Here is a 16,667-nt window from a genome sequence, read left to right as displayed (position 1 = left end):
TGTCATGAAGATACAGGGAAACGCAGATTGTGTCTCTGTATCTCTCGACGATGAGGATTCGATGATGGACGCACACCACCTCAGCCGCCGCGACGCATTGCGCACCGGTGGAGGGCTATTGGGAGTGGTCGGCGCAATGGCGCTGACCGCGCGGACCGCACGAGCGGAGCCGTGGAAATGGTCGCCCGCCGATTCGGTGGTGGGCAGCGGTGACGGCGCAGATCCCATGACGATGTTCGATCCGGACGCGGACTCGGTACTGGCCGATGTCATCGATCACTACGATGTGCCCGAGGTCAACAGACTGCTGGCGACATGGGTCTACAACGATCAACCCGTACCCGCCGGACTGCCGAAAGGGTTGGCGGACTTCATCGAATCCGCTCGGCAGCTGCCCTCCTGGGCCGATCAGGGCAAGCTGGCCAGCTCCTTCGAATTCACCAAGAAGCGCGGGCTCTACCTCGGGGTGCTGTACGCATTCGCCAGCGGCATGATGTCCACGGTCATCCCGCACGAGGCGCTCGCGGTGTACTACTCCCGAGGCGGCTCCCACCTGAAGGACCGCATCGCCAAAACCGCGAAATTCGGCTACGACATCGGCACGGCCAACGCCTACGGCGCCGGCGGCGAAATGATCGTGACCTGCGTGAAGACCCGGATCATCCACGCCTCGGTGCGGCATCTGCTGCCGCGCTCACCGCATTGGCCCGACGGGGTCACCCCGATCAGCCAGGACGATCTGATGGTCACCTGGCACAGTTTGGCGACCACCATCATGCGCACGCTCACCGCGTGGCGAATGCCCATGCCCGTCGCGGAATCCGAAGGCTACCTGCACAGTTGGCAGCTGGCCGGGCATATGCTCGGCATTCGCGACGAATACCTGCCCGCCACCTGGGAGCAGGCCAACGTGCAGGCCGTACAGCAACTCGACCCCATCCTCGCGCCGACCGCCGAGGGTAAGGATCTGGCCAATCAGCTGCTCAATCTGGGCGCGAACCTCGACCTGACGCTGCTGAGCCGGGGCGTGCTCGGCGCGTTCACCCGATTCATCATGGGGGACAAGGTCGCCGACTGGCTCGCCATCCCGCGCGAACCGGTGTGGAGTCCGCTGCTGGAGGTCGCATGGGGTCCGTTCGTGGCCGTGCGCGAAGGCGTGCTGTCGGTGGCCCCGGTGGTCGATGCCCCGTACTGGATGTTCGACGAATTCCTGCGTCAATTCGCCATGTGGTACCTGGCCGAACTCCGCATGCCGTTGAGCATCGAGATCCCGCTGACCAACCGGTGATCGAAACCGCCTGTGCCCCCTCGCGATACACCGGCGATGCAATGAAACAGCTAACGTAGCTGCGTACCATCGAACGGTCTGTAGGAGGACACCGTGGAAGCTGTGCCGCCCGCGGCCGGGAAATCCCTCATCGAACGTGCCTATTTGCAGGCGGTGCAGCAGACCGACGACACCGACCGGATTCGCTCGCGCGTGCTCGACGCGGCCGCGGAACAGTTCCGGCACTGGGGAATTCAGCGCTCGACCATGGAGGACGTTGCCCGCCGGGCGGGTGTCTCCCGCATCACGGTCTACCGCCGATTCGCCACCAAGGAAGATCTGGTCGAGCACGTCATACTGCGGGAGTTCCGGGGCTACTTCGATACGTTCCTGGTCGATATCGCCGCCGCGACCACCCCGGCCGATCGCGTCGTAGCCGGTTTCGTGAGCTCGCTGCGCTCACTGCGCGGCAACCCGCTGATCGGCACCCTGATCACCGCCGAACCCGATCAGTTCACCAGCTCACTGATCGGCGACGGCGGCCGGGCGGTGGCGATGGTCCGGGAGTTCGTCGCCAACCAACTCGGCGTGGAACAGCGCGCGGGCACGATCTCGGCGGACCTGAACACCCCGCTGATCGCGGAGATGATGGTCCGAATCTGCGCGTCATTCCTGGCGATACCGAGCCAGCTCGTCGATCTCGAGGATGAAGAGCAGCTCGCTCGGATCGCCCGCCAGTTCCTGGTCCCCATGCTCGAACTGTGACCTGGCGCACGATTCTTCGATCGCTGTCATAGGCCGTGCGTACACTGCGGTAATCCGGCCGGAGGTTGGTGCGGGCGGACGTTGATCGAGATAGCAGGAGGTTTCGTTCCGCACCGAGGGGGCCGAACGTGCTCGTTGATCTGCGCTTGGTTCGTGACTGGTGGCGTGAGGACGTCGACTACCGATGGGTGGTCGACGCGATCGACGCCCGATCGGCACTGGACGGACTCCGTGTCGCGGTAGGTCTGTGTGGTCTGGCCGCACCGATCATCGCCGTACTGACCGTGTTGTCTCCGACGCGGCCGATGGATTCGACATCGCGAATGCTGCTGTGGCTGTTGGCCGGGATCGGTGTGGTGTGGTGTGCCCGCTGGTGGTTGCGGCCGTGGCCGGGGGAGATCGAATCGCTCGTGCTCATTGCGATCGCCGATGTCTGCGTGACGGCGGTGTGCGCGGTGAGTCCCGGATATGTCGTGCGCGCGGTCGGCATGATGATGCTGTTGATCATCGGCATCTATGTCAGCGCGCTGCACAGTCCGAGAGTGCTTGCTGTGCAGACGGTTTGGTCGCTGCTGGCCGCGGTTCTGCTGGCGATACCGCTGGTGCGTGGCGGCGACATCACCTCGGCGATGATCATGCTGCTGGGTATGTCCGCGGCGGTCATCGTGCCGCCGGGCCTGCAATTCTGCTATTCGCTGCTACGCGGCGAAATGCTCTCCGACCCGTTGACCGGGCTGCTGAGCAGGCGCGGCTTGGACTATCACGCCGCGATCTGGTTCTCCCGGCCCGCACCGGCCCCGGCCTGCGTGCTGATGATCGACCTCGACCGTTTCAAAGCCGTCAACGACACCCACGGCCACTCCGCGGGCGATGAGGTCCTGATCTCCACCGCCGACCGGCTACGCCGGACCGCGCCCGCGGACAGCATCGTGTCGCGTTTCGGCGGAGAGGAATTCGCGATCATCGTGCGCCTGCCCGTTGATCCGGCCGCCGAGGTAGCCGATCGACTACGCCGCGCCGTCGCCGAACCGACCGGAGCCATTGCCGTCACCGCCAGCATCGGATTGGCTCCTTTCCCGGCTCGCCGCGGCCCGACCCGCCATGACGATCTGGTTCGCCGCACCCTCTGCTCCGCCGACAATGCGATGTATCGCGCAAAACAGCAGGGCGGCAATGCGATCGTTATTGCCGAAATTCGGAACCTATCCGAAACGCCGGGGTGAACCTACCCGCCGGGTGCGGACTCGGCAGCTATGTTCGTGAACGAAACAACATGGCCGAAATCCGCACAATTGTGGCCGTGTTTTATCGGCTGAACACCTCGGGCGGTCTCTACTCTAATGCGTGGTGAGCCGTCCCCGCCCGGGGCGGCGCGTTCGGTCCCACCTGCACCGGGACCGAACGGAAGCGATCCCGGGTTCCTGACTATCCGAGGGGAGATCACGATGGGTACCGAAACCAGTGGCGCGCTGAAGTTGATGGCGCAGATCCTGTCCAGCTACAGCAGTCTCGAAGAATTTCTCGCGCACCTGCGCAGTGAACTCGATGCACCCACCCAGGAACTTCCCCGCATCGACTTCGGCACCGTCGCTCGGCCCGGGCGTCACGCCGCAAACCACTGACGATCGCCGTTGCCGCACAGCGGCAACGCCGTCGTTATCGCCGAATCGATGACCCGGTGGTTGACCACCGGGGCGCGATTACGGCGCTACTTTCTCGTCCTCGAGCATCCCGCGAAGCTGTTCACGCAATTCCGGACTGTCCTGATGCTGGTGAACCGAGACCGCATGCTCGGCCGCCGCTCGCAGGACTTCGTCTTCCTCGCCGGAAATGGTGAGCGTGCAATTCGAGTCGCTGGGGAACCGACGACAGTCAGCTACCTTTCTCGTCATCGGAAACCTCCTTGCAGATCATTAATGGTGCTTCTCCACGATAGACCTGCAATGGTGCGGCAATCACGAAAACGAGTAGCCCGAATTGCTCAGAGATGCGGCGACAGCAGGGTGAGGATCGCGAGCGCCGACAGGGCGGATCCCCCGGCCAGCGTGGCCAAACCAGCCTGGGCGCGCACGAGTCGATCGCGCTGCGGGGTGCCGTTCGTGCTGCGGTCCAGCATCGAGATGACGGTTCGGCCGGCACTGGTTTGGTATGTCACGGTCATGATCGGGGGACTACCCCGCCTCGATCACCTCAAACCGTTCGCACAGGAACCGCGTCGAGATTCTGCGCCCCAGTGGTTCGTGCGGACCGGCGGTTTGCGTCGAAATCTGTTGTGCACTAGTCGAAGTCGTACACCGTGACGGCGATCTCCCGGGCCAGCAGGGTTTCGGAGATGATCGGCTCGATCCGCTCCCAGCGCCCGCCCGCCAGACCACAGCCGATGCGCGGCATATGCACACTGGCGTCGAGCCGCATCGCGTCATCGCCGACAGTTCGCAAGCACCGAGCCAGGGCGTCATAGCGAATGGGTGGACCGCCACTGCCCGTACGCATTCCGTGCTGGCCGATCATGTTGGCCACCCAGACATCCGCACGAACCTGAATCAATTGTGTTGCCCCGAGCCCGAAGTCGTTCCGCGCCCGGCCCCGATGCCATTCTCGATAGGTGCGCTCCGGCTCGGGCCAGCGCTTCGATATCGACAGCACAAACCCTTTGCCCCACCCGCCGAGATCATTGCAAACATGCGCAATAATCTTCGGCCCCTTGGCCTGAGGGCTCGTCGCATCACCCTTGATCACCCGCAGCGTCCGCACCTCGCGATGCTGGCAGCGGCCCACCCACGCGTCAATCGGGTTTCGGTCGCCTACCGCTCAGGTGTGCCTGCCCGTATGCCCGTGCTTGTCCTGAAGGCATCCGCAGTACTGCGAATATCCGCTCGTATCGAACCGAACGATGGTCGTCTGCGCCCGCAGCCCCCGCCCTTCGAGATCGCTCTTGCTGACCGGCCGAACCCAGTGCTCCCGCCGCTCGACGTCGGTCGTCTCGAGCATCATTTCATCCTCACCGAGCTGAAAATGACTGTGCAACAAGGCAACCCCGAACCGCTCCAAATTCCCATACTTCTCCAACACCCCCCGAATCTCATCCAGACAGGCGGCATCCCCATCCCCGATAGGCCGCACCTCATCAATATCCTCGAGACTGTTCCACTGCAATGGATTAAGCGAGACCCGACTCATACCGTCGCTCCCAAACACTCGACCCGAACAAGTTCCGCCGAATTCTCCCGCCCCACCCGCACTCCCCACTAGAGCCGAAGGTCACCGAGCAACTCATCTGTGCTCACGGACCGATCCAAGGGCGAGAAGTACACGGACAGAACAGAAACCAATCGTCCCCCGAGACCTACGTGCTGGTCCTATCGCCCGGGCCGCGACGACGGAACTCGATGCCGAGCTTCTCGGCTTCGCGGCGGATCTGTTCGCGCTCCTCCTGAGTGGTTTCCACGCGCTCGATGCGCATCGTCTCCTGAGTCAGTGCTCCCACGTCATTCCTTCACCGCGGGAGCTCGTCGCCGCGCGATCAAGTCCTGCATTTTCTGCGGGGAGGCGGCGGTCGAGTTGACGCCGGTGGTGGTGATTTCCTCGATCTTCGCCTGGAGGCGTGCGTACGCCCCCGGTGACCGTTGCTCGATGGCGGCGACGTGCCGCCAATGTGCCAGCAGCACGAAGACCTCTTCGAAGTCCATCGAGGTTTTGACCTCTTCCAAGGTCAGCGCCCACTCGCGATCGAATACCGGCACGGCCATGGCGGGCAGCGCGGCCCGGATCTGCGCCGGGTCGCCGCTGGGCACGAGCACGCCCGAATGCGGATCAGGCGCGGGGGAAGCCATGGCAGAAAGATAGTCGAACGCTCCGACAAGGTCGCCGACCATGGGTGCTCGATCGCAATTGCCGAACCCGAAGCGGTTTTCGACGCGGCCCGGCTCTCTGACGTGGCGTTCTTACCGAGGTGTGTGTCCGGCCGTTATCGGAGAGTCCGCAGGAGGTTTACAGTCCCGTCCGGTTGGTATTTCTATGGGGTCGGCGCGGCACGAGTTTCACCGGTCGAGCCGATACGAGAGCCCCGCCCCGTGGGCCTGTGCGCCGCCGGGCGAGGCTCTTGTCCACGCTTTGCGGAGACCATTCGGAGAGGTCTCGTGCCTCGATGAGGCTATGCCGACTCGGCGACTCGATCGAGGGGTCATTCGGGATCTGTGCCGTAGATGGAGCGGTGTTCCTTGGCGAAGGCGCGGCGGCCGAGGAGGTGCCAGGCGAGGCGGGCGGGGAAAGGCATGTCGGCGAGGAACTTTCGGCGGTCGGTGGGTGGGACGCCTTGCAGGACGAAGCCGAGGAAGATCAGTTGGCGGTCTTTGGGGATGGCGCCGCGGCCGTGTTCGCCCAGGGCGTTCCATTCGTGGGTGGTCATGAACCGCTCGGCGAGGGGGAGGATGGAGACCTCCTCTTCGGTCATGTGCTCGTCCAGGGCGGTGGCGAGGGCGGACAGGGTGGTCGCGAGTTGGTCGCGGATTTGCGGGTGGGCGGATGTGGCGAATTCCGTGGCTTGGTGATCGGCTCGGGCGATCAGTTCGGCGATGCGCTCGTGTTGTTCTTCCATTCGAAGGATCAGTGCGCCATCGGTTTTCGCGCGCTCGAGCAGTAGCGGCCACATCAGCTCGTCTTCGGCGGTGTGGTGGTGATGCAGGCCGGTGTTGAGCTCGGTCAGAAAATCCACGATGCGGCGTGCGCGGGCGGTGTCCGCGTCGGCGACACCGCGCACCAGGGCCGGTAGCGCGTCGAAATGGCGGCGGAAGGCGCGGTGGATGAGCAGCATATCGGTGGTGTCGGGGCGTTCGACGGTGTGGGTTGTGGCGGTCATGTGCCCACTGTGCGTGGATCCACTTGTAGGGCACTTGCAATAGAATTTGCCGCCATGGTGCGGATTCAGGTGCTCGGTTCGCTGACCGCCCAGACCGGGCGTGGCAGCGTGGATCTCGGCGGTCGCCGCCAGCGCGGTGTGCTCACCCTGCTGCTCATCGCGCGCGGCGCGGTCGTGCCCGTCGACCGGCTCATCGATGACCTGTGGCGCGGCGAACCGCCGACGCGCGCACTTGGCACCCTGCAGGCCTACATCTCGCACCTGCGCAAGCTCCTCGAACCGGATCGACTACCCCGCGCACCGGCCACCGTGCTCGTGAGCCAGGCGCCGGGATATGCGTTGCGGCTCGCCCCCGAAGCGGTCGACGCGTGGCAGTTCGAAGCCGAACTACGCGGCGCGCCAACAGATCCCGTGGAACGAAGGCACCGCCTCGAACAAGCCCTCGGCCGATGGCACGGCCAGGCGTTCGCCGAGTTCAACGATGAATCCTGGGCGCGGCCCGAAGCGAGCCGACTCGAAGAGCTGCGCTTGGCCGCACGCGAACGCCTGGCCGCGACACTGATCGAACTCGGTGACCCGACCGCTGCCGCCGTGGAAGCGGATGCCTTGACCAGTGCGCATCCACTGCGCGAGGAGGCCTGGCGGATATCGGCGCTGGCGCGATTCCACGCGGGACGGCAGGCGGACGCGCTCGCGGCATTGCGCGCCGCACGGGAGATTCTCGCCGATCAACTCGGCGTCGATCCCGGCCCGGCCCTGATCCAGCTCGAGGCCGACCTGCTGGCGCAACGCATTCCGATCGAGCTCACCGCGCCGACTCCATTGCCGTCGCCGACCGCCGTGCCCGCCGAGGCGCATTCCGAATTCATCGGCCGCACCAGGGAACTCGACGAACTGATGCGCGCGGCGGGCCCGGGTTCGCCTCGTGTCGCGGCGGTGATCGGGGAAGCCGGTAGCGGCAAATCGCTCCTGCTACAGCGTTTTCGAGCCGAGTTGGTATCCAACGGCTGGCGCGTGATCACGGGCCGCTGCCCCGAAGAAGACGGCGCACCACCGGCCTGGGCGTGGGTGGAGGCATTGCGCGAACTCACCGCCGCCGTCGACCCCGGCGACTACACCGCACCGCTCGAGCCCCTACTGACCGACCGCCGCACCGGACGCGACGCCGATGCCTCGGTCGGACGATTCCTGCTGCATCGCGCCGTCGGCGCATACCTGGACGAGACGGCCCGCTCACAACCGCTCGCGGTCATACTCGACGACCTGCACCGCGCGGACCTGGAAACGCTCACCCTGCTCGGCAGCGTGGCGAAATCGGCCTCGATCCTGATCGTGATCGCCTACCGCCCCGACGAGATCGGCACATCGCTGGGGGAGGTGCTCGGCTCACTGGCCACCACGACTGCCGCGCGAATCCACTTGCGCGGCTTGGACGTCGACGACGCGGCAGTCCTCATCCGCGCGGTCGCCGGGCACGATCCCGCGCGGGCGACCATCGAGGCATTGACCGAGCGCACCGGCGGAAATCCCTTCTACCTCACCGAAAGCGCTCGCCTACTCGCGAGCGAGGGCGCGCTGGTGGCGACCTCGGAAGTACCGCAGGGCGTGCGCGATGTGCTGCGGCGACGCTTCGCCCGACTGCCCGAGGTCAGCGTGTCGATCCTGCGGCTGGCCGCGGTGATCGGGCGCGAATTCGATATCGAGGTGCTGATCGGCGCGGCCGAGATCGGCGAGGACGAAGTCCTCGATGCCGTGGAAGCCGGTGTACTGGCCGGGCTGCTCGAGGAGCCGGATTCCGATCACGCGCGGTTCACCCACGCCCTGATCCGCGACACGTTGATCGCAGACCTGTCCCGCGTCCGCCGTCGCCGCTGGCACCTGCGCATCGCCGAGTCCATCGAGCGCACCCGCCCCGACGACTTGTCCGCGCTCGCACACCATTTCGGCGAATCCCTCACCGCCGCAACGGCACGACGGGCCGCGAACGCCGCACACGCGGCAGCCGAACAGGCCGAACGCCGATTCGCCCACGATGCCGCCGCCGAAAGCTACGGTCGCGTCGTCACCGCGCTCGAACGGATCAGCGGTGAGAGCACCGCGGCCGAACGAGTCACCGCCCTCTCGCGAATGAGCAGGAGCTACCTCGCCGCGGGTTCGGGCCCGCAAGCTCGCGATGCCCGCGATCGGGCGGTCGCGGTGGCCGATACCCCCGACTTGATGATCGAGGCGCTCACCGCGTGGGACACCCCGACCCCCTGGCTGAACCGCGCCTACGGATACGTCGACCACCAGATGGTCACCGCGATCGAGACCGCGCTGCGCACACCCGAGCTCACGCCACAGGCACGTTGCAGGCTCCTGGTCGCATTGGTCCGTGAGATCGGCGGCGAACTGCACGACCGAGCGCGCGAGGCAGCCGAACAGGCCGAATCCCTCGCACGCGAACTCGGCGATCCGCGAGTGCTGGGACTGGCGTTGCAGGCGCGAACCTCGGTGTACGACACCTCGATTCCACTCGCCGATCGCGACCGGCTCGCGGCCGAGTTGATCGCCCTCGGCGAGGACAACGCACTGCCCGCCGTCGCGCTGATCGGGCGCAACGCCGCCCTGCAGGTCGCCGCCGCGGGCGGCGATATCGACCGCGCGCGGGCCGAACTCGCGGCCGCGACCGCGCTGGCCGACCGCTACCACTGGGCGCAGGCCCGGGCCGCGAACCTCATGGGCCAGGCCATGATCGCGCACCTGACGGGCGAGTTCGAAGCGGCGGAACAGCATTACCTGCGCGCACACGAAATGTTCAGCCGCCATGGCGTTTTCGACTCGGACGGCAATCTGCTTATCGCGATCCTCACCATCCGGCTCACGCAGGGCCGGATCGGCGAATTCACCCAACCGCTCACCGAGGCGTTCGCACACCTCGACACCGCGGGCAATGACCTGGCAGTCGACCCGCTGGCCTTGGCGCTGCTGGCGACCGGCGACCGGCCCGGTGCGCTGGCGGCGACACGGTCTCGCCGACCCCTGCGCAACGACTTCTTCCGCTCGCTGTTCCTCACCGTGCGCGGTATGGCCGTCGCCGGTCTCGAACAGCGTGGCGAGGCGGAACATGTGTATGAGCAGTTGCGCGTGTACTCGGGTCAGATCGCGGGCTCCGACACCGGCGCGCACGCCGTGGGGCCGGTCGACACCGTGCTCGGTGACCTGGCGGCATTGCTCGGCAAGCCCGACCAGGCCGCCGAGCACTACACATCTGCCGAACGCCTAGCTCGCCGCTGCGGATGCCGGGAATGGATCAGCGCGGTCCAGCACCGCATCGGTTTACAAGTCGATCACTAGTCGTCTCCGGAAGCTGGATGGCACATCACCCAGCACAAGGAGCGCCACCATGCCGACCGACCGACAGCTCAAGACCATCACCACCATTCACCGCGCGGTGATCACATTCAGTGGCGGCATGCTCGGCACCACCTTCAAAGGCATGCCGACGATCAAGCTGACCACCACCGGCCGCAAATCCGGCCGTGCGCACACGGTCGTGCTCACCGCACCGATCATCGACGGCGACACGATTGTCGTCGTCGCCTCCCGCGGCGGTGATCCCACCGATCCGGCCTGGTTGCACAACCTGCGCGCCAATCCCTCGGTGCGGGTCGCCCGGGGGAATGGTCCGGCTCTGCCGATGACGGCTCGGGTCCTGTCATCGGCAGAGCGGGACGCGCTATGGCCCGAGGTGATCTCGGCGCATCCCGGCTATGCCGACTATCAGGCGCTGACGACCCGAACCATTCCCCTGGTCACCCTGACACCCTAGGCCTGACGAAAACAGAGTGTGCCCCACTGGAATCCGGCCCCGATCGCGGACAGGAGAAAGGTATCTCCCGCGTTGATCAGGTTCTCACTGCGCGCTTGATGCAGTGCGGTGACGACCCCCGCGGATCCGGTATTGCCGAGCATGTCCAGGGTGACTGGAGCTCGCCACATCGGCACCTCGAGTTCGGCCATCGCGGCGATGAGGATATTGAGGTTCGCCTGATGCAGAAAGAAGTGATCGATATCGGTGACGGCGAGCCCGGCCCGACCGACGGCGGCGCGAATACTCTGCGGCAGGCAGCTGGTCGCGGTGTCCCACACCGCTCGGCCGTCCATGCGCAGATAGTGCTCACGATCGGCGACGGTCTGCTCGCTGGTCGGCAACCGGGATCCACCGGCCCGGATCTCCACACTGTGTGAGAGCTGAGATCCGAAGTCCCAGGCCAGTATTCCGGCCTCGGGGGTGTCGGTGCGGGTGAGCACGATCGCGCCCGCCGCGTCACCGAAGAACACGCCGGTGGTGCGGTTACGCGGATCGGTGACCCGGGACGCGCAATCGGCGGCGATGACCAGCACCGCGCGCGCCGAGACCTGCAGCAGATGGGCGGCGAGCAGAATCGCTTGCAGCCCATTGGCGCACGCGGCCTGGGTGATATCGATCGGTAGCGCTCGATGCGCGCCGATGCGTTCCTTGACCATCAGTGCCGTCGAGGGCAGCGGCTGGTCGTAGGTGTAGCTCGCGACGATGACGGCATCGAGTTCGCCGGGCGAGATTCCCGCCTCGGCGAGCGCCGCCGGAGCCGCCGCGACGCACATATCCGAGACTGCCAGGTCGGGTGCGAGCCGTCGGCGTTCACGAATGCCGGTGCGGCTCAAAATCCATTCGGCCGAGGTGTCCAAGGTCCTGGTCAGTTCGTCGTTCGTGACGACGGTCGCGGGTAGATGAACGCTGGAGCCCGACACGGTCACCGGCAGCGGTCGCGCAACCGGTGGCCGAACGGACACGGGACGCGGCTCGGCCACCATGCCCGTCATGCGGGGATCCCGTCATGTGTGGCGGCAGTGTTGTAGTCGGGACTGATCAGATGATCGAGATCCACATAGAACCTCCCGGATTCACACGGTCTGCCGAGCAGGATGCGCCGCGCGGCCGAGGTGACCAGCGCACCACCCAGCGCCACATCGGACGCCAATTGCGGCCAGCTGCTGAGTGTTCGGCCGATCTCGCCGAAGGATGCGGCCAGCTCGGGGCTGATGCGTTCGGCGTCGACCATCGCCAGAATGAGATCCGACTTGGCTTGAGGGGTCAGTTCGGGCAGATCCGCCGCATGCAGATCACCGATGCGCCCGTGCAACAGCGGACGGTCGGGCTCGAGGTCGAAACGCTCGATATCGAGCATGCCGCGATCGTTGCAGTCCATGACCACCGGAATGCGCAGTGCGCGTGCGCATTCCCGCGCCGCGATCTTGACGTACGGGGTATCGCATTCCTCGACCAGCAGATCGATCGGAGTCCCGTCGCCGTGGAAGAACTCGGTCATGGTCTCGTCGGTGAGCCCGCCCGTGAAGATCTCGATATCCAGATACGGGTCGATCTCGTACATCTGGCGCGCGCACAGCACCGCCTTGCCGACGCCGAGGTGATGCACGCTCGCGCGCAACCGGTTCATATTCGACAGGCTCAGATCGTCGAAGTCGGCCAGGCGGAACGCCCCACCGACTCCTTCGAGCGCCATGGTGACCGCGGCGCTGTTACCGACCGACAGCCCGATGATCCCGATCCGATGCTCACGCAGTTGACGCTGTTGGGGGCGTTCGATTTTCCCGCGATTGCGGTCGGCGCGCACGAGCCGGAACTCCTCGCGCGGCAGCACATGCACCAGCCGCCCGGACCACGGATACCAGAACCAGCTGCCGTAAGCCCACGGCTCGACCCCGGCGAGCTGTTCCTCTATCTTGCGTTCGAGGTCGGCCTCGGTGTGGCGAAGATGCGGTTCGCGGCAGCTGATCAACTCCGCCAGCTGGGCGTCGATGGTGTCGTACACCGCGGTGATGTGGTCCGACTCGAGCAGTGCGGTCAGGGTCGCGTAGTCGGCGGCATGGCAGGGTTCGAGCAGCACCGGCTGCCAGGCATCGCGATCCGGTGCGACTCCCGAGGTGAGAGCCGCTGGCTCGGGCGGGTTTTCGGATCCCGCCGAGGCCCACTCCGCGGGGCTGTCGTGCATGAGCGATGGGAATCGGTGGCGCAATTCGCTCACCAGGTCGGTGTACTCGCCCGCGCCGTCTGCGGTGCGGTGCCGCAGAATCACCACGTCCTCGGTGTACCGCTCTACATAGCAACGGGTTCCGGGCACCGGATGGAATCCGAACCGGCCGTGGAAGCGGTCCTGGCCGTCCTTGGTCCCCGAGGTGCCGATCATGAGCTTGGCGCCGAGGTGGTGCGCCGCGCCGATCGCGACCGCGTTCAGGTAGACGCCCAGCCCGAGTTTGCGGGCACGATGCTCGACCACCAGGCGGCTGTGCTCATAGGTATCGGCGGGCTCGGCGCCTTCCTCGGCGAGCAGCCGCTCGTAGCGCTGCTCACCCAGATGCGCGCGCGACTGGAACAGTTCGCCGGTCTCCGGCGTCGACAGGCGAATGTAGCCCAGCACGGGGCCGCGCGGATGTCGGCGGGCGATGAAATGCCATGCACCGTAATCCAATTCCTGATCATCGACATGCGCGCCGCAGGCGTCGCGGAACTCCGGTCGCCTGCCGTTGTCGTACAGGATGCGAGCCCGCAGTTCTCGTAATCGGCTCACCCGATCCGCGTGATCGGCACCGCTGCGCGGTATCCGAAACGCTGAAACATGCCACCGCACATCATGATCGAGGGTGCGGATATCACGTCGTTCGACAGGCATGCGGGATCCATCAGATGCCGACACGGGCATGGAACCTTTCCGGGGGTTCGTGTGTGTGGGTGGCCTGGCGTGAGCGAGTGCTTGTGTGTGGGTCCGAACGGTGGTGCAGTGTGGGGCCGCACCGCGAATTCGGTTGCTAAATAATAGCTTGAGGGGGATGTGAAGTATCCGTAACGCAGATTCGGCGCGGCGCATAACGGCTGGGGCATAGCCTCGAAATGGCGATTCTGTCCCAGAACAGTCGAAGAAATGATTGATTGCTACAAGATTGCTATAAAAGGCTGCCCAAAACCGCTTTCTTGGCCGAATATGGCCTGTTGCTTTCAGATTGACAAGGTCGCGGGGTAGCACAACGAGCGTCGGCCCACAAGGGCATCGAGGTCCGGATGTGCGGATCGGAGTGAGGCTTGCGGGAGGAGGGTTGCTCGGTGGTGGCTGACCAGACTGGTCCTCACTATCGAGGAGAGGGTTCGGCCGAATGAATGTGGTGAAACGACGGGGTAGGTTGCTCGTCGGGCTGGTGATCGTGACCGTTGCGGTGGGAGCTGGGACGGGTGGGGCGGTGGTAACCCGGGTCATCGACGATCGGCGCGAGAGCACGAACGCGCTGTCGGGGGATCCGAACGTTCCGCTCGTGTGTGCGGACAGCCGCCCGGGCAAGGTCGATCCCGGCAGCTACGGGATGCAGAACAATGGATCGTTCCTGCATCCCGCACTCACCTACGTGAATGAAGAGGAACAGCATCCCTTCCCGGGCGGGGGAGAGGACCTGTTTCCCGCGACCGGCGGATACGACCCGAACACCTACAAGAGCGACAACGTGACCGTCGAGGCGCACTATCCCGGCAAGCAGTTCACCCCGGATCCATTCCACTCCTGGCAGAACATCGTGGATTTCGACGGCCGCCGGTACATGTTCCAGTACGACCGCAGCGAGGCGCGGGTGTACGACATCACCGACGTCAAGAATGTGCGGGTCGTCGAATCGCTGAGCCGCGATGATGTCGCCGATGTCGCGGGCAACGATGAGGCCGTCGCCGGAAAGGATTGGGCCGCACACGATTTCTGGGGAGCCTCCACGATTCAGTGGAGTCCGCGGTACAACGGCTACATCATGGTCCAGAGCTTCGAGATGCGGCGACAGGTGCCGTTCTGGATGGGCGACACACCGGACAAGAGCAAATACGCTGCGGCCGACGGTGTTGCGGCGGCGCGCGCCGATACCCAGCTCAAAGGCTTCAAGGTCTACAAGCTCAACGGTCCCCGCAAGAAGGACTGGGAACTGCTCGCGACGGTGAGCACCGATGAGACGCAACAGAATCCGCTGGCACCGGATATGACCAAACCGCAGCAGGGCTCGGGGTCGCTGGACGTGCCGCAATGGAACGGCGGGCGCTACATGTTCCTGTCGACCGCGCCCAGCGATGACTGGTCGAACCAGGAGTATCCGACGTACCTGTACGCCAATGGATTCCAGGTGTGGGATATGGCCGATCCCGCGACGCCCAAGCTCCTGGACACCTGGCATCGCGACGGCATGGTGCGCGGAGAGGATGCCGCCTACCGCGCCAACCCGCGCTGCGGCAATCGCACCTCGTGGATGGGCTCGCGCAATCCGCTCTACATTCCGACCCCGATCGAGGAGGGCGGCAAATACGGCTTCGCGGCCATGGGCGGCTTCGGGCTCTCGATCCTCGACATCTCCGATCCGTCGAACCTTCGCGAGGTCAGTCATCTCGACATCCCCATGTCGGTGTCCGGAACCGAAGCCGACAATGTCGATGTCTCGCAATTCGAGTCGACCGGCATGGTCTATCTGAGCGGCTACCCGCTCTCGGAAGACTGCTATGAGCCGTACAAGGACATCTTCCAGATCGATGCCTCGAATCCGGCGACACCGCACATTGTCGGACGGCTGCCGCGCCCCACACCACCGGCGGGCGCGACGGTGACCGACTACTGCCAGCGCGGCGGCAGCTTCGGCCCCAAACGCAGCGGCTACTACACCTCACCCGGCGACCCGAAAAACGGCCTGCTCATCTACGACTTCTACAACGCCGGCGCCCAATTCTTCGACGTCACGGACCCCCGAAACCCCAAGATCGCAGGCTACTTCGCCCCACCCACCTTCGGCCCCGAAACCGACGACTGGGCCCGCAGCAACCCGACCCACGGCGTCTACATCGAATACGACCGCAATATCGCCTGGCTCATGACCAACGACGGCATCTACGCCCTATCGTCCCAATCCCTGCTCGGCACACCGAATCTCGGCGCCCCCGCCGAGCCATACCGCACCAGCTCACGCTGACGCCGGGTCATCGACCACATCCTGGAGCGCGTCGATCCGGTCCTGCACCACCTCGGCGCGCGCCACCAACTCGACCCGATCGGGCTCGGTAAGACTCTCGGCCCCAAGCTTCTCGTACACGCACGACAGCGCGGACCGTAGATTCTCGAGCTCCATACCTGACTCCACGAACCAACCCTACGGCCGAAGGTGGCGTATCTATGTAGCGGCTCACAGCGACTGATCGGCAGCCTGCCGAAAGAGCGCGCACAACACCAGCGAGCGTTTGCTCGGCTTGCGCGCAAGTGGTGAGGTGGCCCTGCTCGCGACCCCTTGCTCACACCGAGCCGATGACTCGATCATGCCGCCACCTGTGGCGCAACTGCGAAAACCGCTTTCGCTGAAGATCTTTCAGAACTAGATTGCTCAAACATGGCTGAAAAGCCAGAAAGCTGACGAAGAATGCTTCAGTCTGTTGATCGGCCAGTTTGGTTCGTGGAGGAGACGATGACTGCTGCGGACAGGCTTCGTGCCGAAGGGTTCATCGAAGGCTTCATCGAAGGGTTCATCGAAGGCTTCATCGAAAGCAACGCCGAGAGTTTGCTCGACTTGCTGGCAGTCAAATTTGGGGCGGTGCCTGAGCGGATCCGCGTTCTCGTGTGCGGGGGCGACGTAGCTCGGTTGCGGACGTGGAGTGCGCGGTTGCTCGCGGCCGAGACATTGGACGATGTGTTCGCTGACCCGAACTGACGTGAAGGTCGGCAGGTTGCGCAC

The 16,667-nt window shown here is 65.1% G+C and carries 18 protein-coding genes; 8 read left to right on the top strand and 10 right to left on the bottom strand.

What is annotated here, in order from left to right:
- The first annotated feature begins 64 nt into the window (after window positions 1-64).
- The 4 genes from ACFC0O_RS17555 (at window position 65) to ACFC0O_RS17540 (ending at window position 3,654) form a co-directional block, all read left to right on the top strand.
- The gene (locus tag ACFC0O_RS17555) at window positions 65-1,288 is read left to right on the top strand and encodes an oxygenase MpaB family protein (RefSeq protein WP_375958938.1); all 1,224 of its coding nucleotides are present in this window, start codon (window positions 65-67) and stop codon (window positions 1,286-1,288) included.
- A 93-nt stretch (window positions 1,289-1,381) separates the two neighbouring features.
- Window positions 1,382-2,032, top strand: a complete 651-nt coding sequence (locus ACFC0O_RS17550) for a TetR/AcrR family transcriptional regulator (protein WP_375958936.1) — start codon at window positions 1,382-1,384, stop codon at window positions 2,030-2,032.
- A gap of 128 nt (window positions 2,033-2,160) precedes the next feature.
- The gene (locus tag ACFC0O_RS17545) at window positions 2,161-3,255 is read left to right on the top strand and encodes a diguanylate cyclase (protein WP_375958934.1); all 1,095 of its coding nucleotides are present in this window, start codon (window positions 2,161-2,163) and stop codon (window positions 3,253-3,255) included.
- 222 nt (window positions 3,256-3,477) lie between these two features.
- The gene (locus ACFC0O_RS17540; RefSeq protein WP_364650746.1) at window positions 3,478-3,654 is read left to right on the top strand and encodes a hypothetical protein; all 177 of its coding nucleotides are present in this window, start codon (window positions 3,478-3,480) and stop codon (window positions 3,652-3,654) included.
- 78 nt (window positions 3,655-3,732) lie between these two features.
- Here the strand turns inward: ACFC0O_RS17540 and ACFC0O_RS17535 are convergent, their stop codons facing one another.
- The 7 genes from ACFC0O_RS17535 to ACFC0O_RS17505 form a co-directional block, all read right to left on the bottom strand.
- Window positions 3,733-3,924: a DUF1059 domain-containing protein gene (locus ACFC0O_RS17535; RefSeq protein ID WP_364650749.1), complete on the bottom strand. Its 192-nt coding sequence runs from the start codon at window positions 3,922-3,924 to the stop codon at window positions 3,733-3,735.
- An 89-nt stretch (window positions 3,925-4,013) separates the two neighbouring features.
- Window positions 4,014-4,193: a hypothetical protein gene (locus tag ACFC0O_RS17530; protein WP_375958931.1), complete on the bottom strand. Its 180-nt coding sequence runs from the start codon at window positions 4,191-4,193 to the stop codon at window positions 4,014-4,016.
- Between the two features lie 116 nt (window positions 4,194-4,309).
- Window positions 4,310-4,786 (bottom strand): macro domain-containing protein, encoded by a 477-nt coding sequence (locus ACFC0O_RS17525; RefSeq protein WP_375958929.1) that lies wholly within the window; start codon window positions 4,784-4,786, stop codon window positions 4,310-4,312.
- 57 nt (window positions 4,787-4,843) lie between these two features.
- Entirely contained in the window at window positions 4,844-5,212 is a 369-nt protein-coding gene (locus ACFC0O_RS17520) for a hypothetical protein (RefSeq protein WP_375958927.1), read from the bottom strand.
- Between the two features lie 166 nt (window positions 5,213-5,378).
- Complete coding sequence (locus ACFC0O_RS17515) at window positions 5,379-5,519, bottom strand: hypothetical protein (protein WP_375958925.1); 141 nt, start codon at window positions 5,517-5,519, stop codon at window positions 5,379-5,381.
- A 1-nt stretch (window position 5,520) separates the two neighbouring features.
- Window positions 5,521-5,865, bottom strand: coding sequence for a DUF6247 family protein (locus ACFC0O_RS17510; RefSeq protein ID WP_375958923.1), 345 nt, complete (start codon window positions 5,863-5,865; stop codon window positions 5,521-5,523).
- A gap of 350 nt (window positions 5,866-6,215) precedes the next feature.
- Window positions 6,216-6,890 (bottom strand): hemerythrin domain-containing protein, encoded by a 675-nt coding sequence (locus ACFC0O_RS17505; RefSeq protein WP_375958921.1) that lies wholly within the window; start codon window positions 6,888-6,890, stop codon window positions 6,216-6,218.
- Window positions 6,891-6,944: 54 nt separating this feature from the next.
- On the opposite strand from ACFC0O_RS17505, the gene ACFC0O_RS17500 reads away from it, so the two are divergent.
- Both ACFC0O_RS17500 and ACFC0O_RS17495 read left to right on the top strand, forming a co-directional pair.
- A complete protein-coding gene (locus ACFC0O_RS17500; RefSeq protein ID WP_375958919.1) occupies window positions 6,945-10,226 on the top strand; it encodes a BTAD domain-containing putative transcriptional regulator in 3,282 nt (1,093 codons plus the stop codon).
- Between the two features lie 49 nt (window positions 10,227-10,275).
- Window positions 10,276-10,701: a nitroreductase/quinone reductase family protein gene (locus tag ACFC0O_RS17495; RefSeq protein WP_375958917.1), complete on the top strand. Its 426-nt coding sequence runs from the start codon at window positions 10,276-10,278 to the stop codon at window positions 10,699-10,701.
- On the opposite strand, the gene ACFC0O_RS17490 is transcribed toward ACFC0O_RS17495, so the two are convergent.
- On the bottom strand, window positions 10,698-11,735 hold the full coding sequence (locus ACFC0O_RS17490; protein ID WP_375958915.1) for a 3-oxoacyl-ACP synthase III family protein: 1,038 nt from the start codon (window positions 11,733-11,735) through the stop codon (window positions 10,698-10,700). The two genes, ACFC0O_RS17495 and ACFC0O_RS17490, sit on opposite strands and share 4 nt — an antisense overlap.
- Window positions 11,732-13,603 (bottom strand): ThiF family adenylyltransferase, encoded by a 1,872-nt coding sequence (locus ACFC0O_RS17485; RefSeq protein WP_375958913.1) that lies wholly within the window; start codon window positions 13,601-13,603, stop codon window positions 11,732-11,734. The genes ACFC0O_RS17490 and ACFC0O_RS17485 overlap by 4 nt, the downstream gene beginning before the upstream one ends.
- Before the next feature lie 487 nt (window positions 13,604-14,090).
- Here ACFC0O_RS17485 and ACFC0O_RS17480 point away from each other — a divergent pair, with 487 nt between their 5' ends.
- Window positions 14,091-15,914, top strand: a complete 1,824-nt coding sequence (locus ACFC0O_RS17480) for a hypothetical protein (RefSeq protein ID WP_375958911.1) — start codon at window positions 14,091-14,093, stop codon at window positions 15,912-15,914.
- Here the strand turns inward: ACFC0O_RS17480 and ACFC0O_RS17475 are convergent.
- Entirely contained in the window at window positions 15,906-16,070 is a 165-nt protein-coding gene (locus ACFC0O_RS17475) for a hypothetical protein (RefSeq protein ID WP_364650784.1), read from the bottom strand. The two genes, ACFC0O_RS17480 and ACFC0O_RS17475, sit on opposite strands and share 9 nt — an antisense overlap.
- A gap of 330 nt (window positions 16,071-16,400) precedes the next feature.
- On the opposite strand from ACFC0O_RS17475, the gene ACFC0O_RS17470 reads away from it, so the two are divergent.
- On the top strand, window positions 16,401-16,643 hold the full coding sequence (locus ACFC0O_RS17470) for a hypothetical protein (RefSeq protein ID WP_375958909.1): 243 nt from the start codon (window positions 16,401-16,403) through the stop codon (window positions 16,641-16,643).
- The last annotated feature ends 24 nt before the right edge of the window (window positions 16,644-16,667 follow it).

Source organism: Nocardia sp. NPDC056100 (genome assembly GCF_042266325.1).
Lineage (GTDB): Bacteria > Actinomycetota > Actinomycetes > Mycobacteriales > Mycobacteriaceae > Nocardia.
The sequence above is the reverse complement of the archived record's forward strand: the minus strand, read 5'-3'. Positions and strand labels throughout refer to the sequence as shown.

Excerpts from the sequence above, each read along its gene's own strand:
- ACFC0O_RS17500 (WP_375958919.1), top strand. The coding sequence starts at position 6,945 with ATGGTGCGGATTCAGGTGCTCGGTTCGCTGACCGCCCAGACCGGGCGT.
- ACFC0O_RS17485 (WP_375958913.1), bottom strand. The coding sequence starts at position 13,603 with ATGCCTGTCGAACGACGTGATATCCGCACCCTCGATCATGATGTGCGG.
- ACFC0O_RS17470 (WP_375958909.1), top strand. The coding sequence starts at position 16,401 with ATGACTGCTGCGGACAGGCTTCGTGCCGAAGGGTTCATCGAAGGCTTC.
- ACFC0O_RS17510 (WP_375958923.1), bottom strand. The coding sequence starts at position 5,865 with ATGGCTTCCCCCGCGCCTGATCCGCATTCGGGCGTGCTCGTGCCCAGC.
- ACFC0O_RS17505 (WP_375958921.1), bottom strand. The coding sequence starts at position 6,890 with ATGACCGCCACAACCCACACCGTCGAACGCCCCGACACCACCGATATG.
- ACFC0O_RS17540 (WP_364650746.1), top strand. The coding sequence starts at position 3,478 with ATGGGTACCGAAACCAGTGGCGCGCTGAAGTTGATGGCGCAGATCCTG.
- ACFC0O_RS17490 (WP_375958915.1), bottom strand. The coding sequence starts at position 11,735 with ATGACGGGCATGGTGGCCGAGCCGCGTCCCGTGTCCGTTCGGCCACCG.
- ACFC0O_RS17520 (WP_375958927.1), bottom strand. The coding sequence starts at position 5,212 with ATGAGTCGGGTCTCGCTTAATCCATTGCAGTGGAACAGTCTCGAGGAT.
- ACFC0O_RS17495 (WP_375958917.1), top strand. The coding sequence starts at position 10,276 with ATGCCGACCGACCGACAGCTCAAGACCATCACCACCATTCACCGCGCG.
- ACFC0O_RS17555 (WP_375958938.1), top strand. The coding sequence starts at position 65 with ATGGACGCACACCACCTCAGCCGCCGCGACGCATTGCGCACCGGTGGA.
- ACFC0O_RS17535 (WP_364650749.1), bottom strand. The coding sequence starts at position 3,924 with ATGACGAGAAAGGTAGCTGACTGTCGTCGGTTCCCCAGCGACTCGAAT.
- ACFC0O_RS17475 (WP_364650784.1), bottom strand. The coding sequence starts at position 16,070 with ATGGAGCTCGAGAATCTACGGTCCGCGCTGTCGTGCGTGTACGAGAAG.
- ACFC0O_RS17530 (WP_375958931.1), bottom strand. The coding sequence starts at position 4,193 with ATGACCGTGACATACCAAACCAGTGCCGGCCGAACCGTCATCTCGATG.